We start from the raw sequence: 3,500 nt of genomic DNA on the forward strand, positions 1-3,500 counted from the left end.
GGGGATAAGTGCTTTTTCAAAGGGATTTTTTATGTCCGGGGGATTTTCAAGCGGTCATTGAGCATCAGCTACAGGAATGATGAGCGACGGCCCCTGATTTCGAGAATTGCCCACGGCAGGGCCAACTTTGAACCAATCAAAGGCGTCAGCCGGCTCACCGTGCTGCATAGCCATGTCTTCGGCCCGTTCCTTTGGGGTTGCTGGGTCAAGCCACTCCCGGGCCAGATCTGCAGTAAAAACCACCGGTCGGCGATCATGAATGTCCACCATGCCGCCCGAGCTGTCGGCAGTGATAATCACGAAGCCGTCTTGGTTCCCAGGCCCATTATCAGAGTCTGGCATTTGCCCAATAGATGCACAGAACGTCGGTGCTCCATCACGCCGGCGAATGAAATAGGGCTGCTTTTTAGGCTGGCCCTCATCCACCCATTCAAACCATCCATCGATCGGTGTGATTGCTCGGTGTGGCCAGATCGCCCGGAAGAACGGACCATGGGCCACCTTTTCTACTCGGGCATTAATTGGTGCCGCTCGATCCGTTGCCCAGTGAGGTCGCCACCCCCAAGGCACCATGTCGGCCCGTAGCTCGTCCCCATCCATGTGGAATAGGGCAACCTGTGTTGTGGGAGCAATGTTGTAGCGCTCCAGAGGCTTACTCTCAATCGTGCTCCGCCACTTCTTATGAAGGCCAAGCACATGCTGGTAATCGTCGATATAGCGGTACTGCGCGATTCTGCCGCACATAGACGCCTCTGGCCGTAGGGTTGAATTTACACTGTAGCCCCACGTGGCGGCTTAGGAACGACTCCCTGACCACCGCACTCTTGGCACTCTTCACGCAGGGCAAAACGGTCCTGGCATTGGGAGCACCTGGTGAACTGGGCAGAGTTAAGCAATGGCCTAGCACGCTGGTAGAAGCTGAAGTCGTGATTCTCAAGGGCAAGTTGAGCGGCATCAGCCAAGGCTCGATAGATATCCACGTCATCGATGTTCGGGTACACCACACTTTTGATCGTGCGCGCCGTCATAATCAGGTCGAAGACTTGACCGGTTGTTGACGTCAATGTCATTCCAGTTAGGGGCCATGACTCTTGAGTAATCCGAAAGGCAAGGCGGTATTGCCCCTTGTCAAAGATCACCGTTGCCTGCCATTCCTGACTGTCGTTTGGGTAGAAGATGCCTTGAATAATTTGCCCTATCCTGGCCTCTCCGTCGCACGGCACGACGTTGTAATGCCCAGGAGACTCATATCTTTGTTCTGCGGATATCAGCTCCTCCACAGCGTGCCAGTACGCAGCGTCAGCCATCTCGTCGAGTTCTAGCTTTTCCAACTGATCGATCACTTCCGCATCAAGCATGTCCTTTGCGATCGCATGGCATCCGCCTCGATACGCTTCAGGGTTCTGCATTCGGCTTTGATGGTCGTCGAGGTAGCTCCGCCATAGGGCGTGCCACTCAGCTTTAAGGTGGGGGCCATTCATACCGTCAAGTCACTTTACGATTACCTGTATGCGCATACAGTACAGGTGAAGGGGCTTGCTGAGATTGGTGACCCGACGGAGTGCAGGCCAGGCCTAGTGAGGGAGGTGAAGAAACGTGTGCGAGATTAGAAATGAAAACAGGGGCCGAAGCCCCTGCTGATCTACGTCACCATTCCTGAAAGAACCTGAGCAAGCGGAGAGACCAGTAGGCGGTCTGCAACACTCGAATCAGCTCTTCGGGGAAATATCGCGAAATGAATCTTTTCATTTGGCGTAATACTCCAAAGGTCAGCGAAACCTGCGTTTACCAACATACGCAGAGCCTCCTGCTCAACCTGGTAACGGACCCGACCTGAATAATATTAACTATAGTTCAAACTATTCAGTTCATTGAGCTGCCTTCGTCGCGAATCGACCACATTGATTTCGAGATTCGCAACGATTAGCCAACCGTAATTAACGGTGAACTACCGTAATTAACGGGTAATTAACGACGTAATTAACGGTTGCTCATGCTTGACGGGTCTGCCACGACGCCATAGCCTTTGAGTTCTCACGCTGCAAAGGTATGTCTTGGTGAACAGGCAGAGGAGACTTTACAGAAGTCTCCCATGGCGGTTCAAGCGAAAAGACATACACCCGAAGCCCGCCACTGCGCGGGCTTCTTCGTTTCTGGTTCGTACGAAATTTCCTCCGATGGCACTTTGACGCGCTTTGGCGTGTGTTTAAGCCACTCCAAGCGATTGCAGCAAATATCCGTTATTGCGATTATCAAAAGCCAGCATGCGAAAAATTTTAGACGAACGGTAGGTGTCGCGGTTTGATGCAACTAAGCCGGGCTCAGGAAAATAATAATTATCTCTAATTTTCTATGTGTTTACTTGTGTTGACTTGTTGTTAGCCAATTCAGCTAGGTGCGCCGGGCTTGGTTGCCCAATATAGCTACGCAATGCGTAATAGTGCCTTGGCTATAGTGTGATTGGCTTCATCTTTGCGGTGAGACTTGAGGCCTGTGTAGCGTAAATGTTGAACTGTGATGCATTGCCCGGCGGGGGTGTTGGGCCATGGGTGTGACTGGAAAGTTGAGCATTCATCTGCTGCACCAGGTCGAGTAAATCGCACAGCACCTGCAGCACGTTGACTGACTCCGATCCCAACCAGGTCTTGGGTGCTTGTAGCCGCTGACTGATCCCGGCCACGCTCTTGCGCAGGCCCTGGATCTGCTCCTGCATGTCGCCGCCCACCGTGGCGTTGTGCTTCTGCCCCACCACCAGGTTCAGGTCGCGGCCGGTGGCCTGGTGCAGGTCATCCACGGCCGCCAGGCTTGCGGACCCACCCGACAGCAGCTTCATGGCGCCCAGCGCCTCGATCTTCTTGATCCCACCCACTGACTCGGTCGAATGGTCGTCCACCATCCTAGTGTGGTTCTGGAAGCTCTCGGTGTTCTCCAGGGCTTCCACTTCCCGCTCGATCGCCTTGTCCTGGATCTTGCCATCGGTCTGGCGTAGCCAGTTGCCGTCGGCATCGACCCGCTGCTGGCAGGCCTCGCTGTGCTGCCAGACCTGGTCGCCTTTCGGCACCCGGGGCAGGCTCAGGCCATGCGGCAGGATCTGGGTAATAAAGGGCTTGTGTGGCAGGCCATAGGCGAAGCTGACCACGACCGTGGTGCCTTCCTCGGGGAAGCCGAACATGCCGGCTTCCTGGCCCCCCATCGGTGCCGGCAGCGGTAGGCCGGTCAGGATCGGCAGGGCCGGATCGGGCTCGCCGTCGGGCAGCAGGACTTCGACGTCGACGCCAAAGCGTGGCCGGAAGTCGTCGCACAGCCCGGGCGCCGCCGGCGCATCAGGAATGGCCACCACCCGGCCAAAGCGTGGCAGGTGGTAGCCGCCGGTGAGTTCGGGAAACTGGCGCTCTACGCTGCGCCGGATTGCGTCTTCCATTTGATTGCCATCTGATTGCCGGCGAGGGTCACGCTGGTGATCCGCTCGCCTTGGTTAAAGGTGGCGCCCGGGCGAAGTC

3 protein-coding genes are annotated in these 3,500 nt (G+C 55.7%); all 3 read right to left on the bottom strand.

Annotation, left to right across the window (positions count from 1 at the left end; translation table 11 throughout):
* Positions 1–54: 54 nt before the first annotated feature.
* Positions 55–744, bottom strand: coding sequence for an SOS response-associated peptidase family protein (locus M1B35_RS31175; RefSeq protein WP_268263986.1), 690 nt, complete (start codon positions 742–744; stop codon positions 55–57).
* 26 nt (positions 745–770) lie between these two features.
* Positions 771–1,409 (bottom strand): hypothetical protein, encoded by a 639-nt coding sequence (locus M1B35_RS31180; protein WP_268263987.1) that lies wholly within the window; start codon positions 1,407–1,409, stop codon positions 771–773.
* Positions 1,410–2,449: 1,040 nt separating this feature from the next.
* Positions 2,450–3,421: a hypothetical protein gene (locus M1B35_RS31185; RefSeq protein ID WP_268263988.1), complete on the bottom strand. Its 972-nt coding sequence runs from the start codon at positions 3,419–3,421 to the stop codon at positions 2,450–2,452.
* Positions 3,422–3,500: the final 79 nt, after the last annotated feature.

The sequence above is a fragment of the Pseudomonas morbosilactucae genome, assembly GCF_023241665.1.
GTDB classification, from domain to species: domain Bacteria; phylum Pseudomonadota; class Gammaproteobacteria; order Pseudomonadales; family Pseudomonadaceae; genus Aquipseudomonas; species Aquipseudomonas morbosilactucae.

Coding starts and splice junctions, on each gene's coding strand:
- M1B35_RS31180 (WP_268263987.1), bottom strand. CDS start 1,409: ATGCAGAACCCTGAAGCGTATCGAGGCGGATGCCATGCGATCGCAAAG.
- M1B35_RS31185 (WP_268263988.1), bottom strand. CDS start 3,421: ATGGAAGACGCAATCCGGCGCAGCGTAGAGCGCCAGTTTCCCGAACTC.
- M1B35_RS31175 (WP_268263986.1), bottom strand. CDS start 744: ATGTGCGGCAGAATCGCGCAGTACCGCTATATCGACGATTACCAGCAT.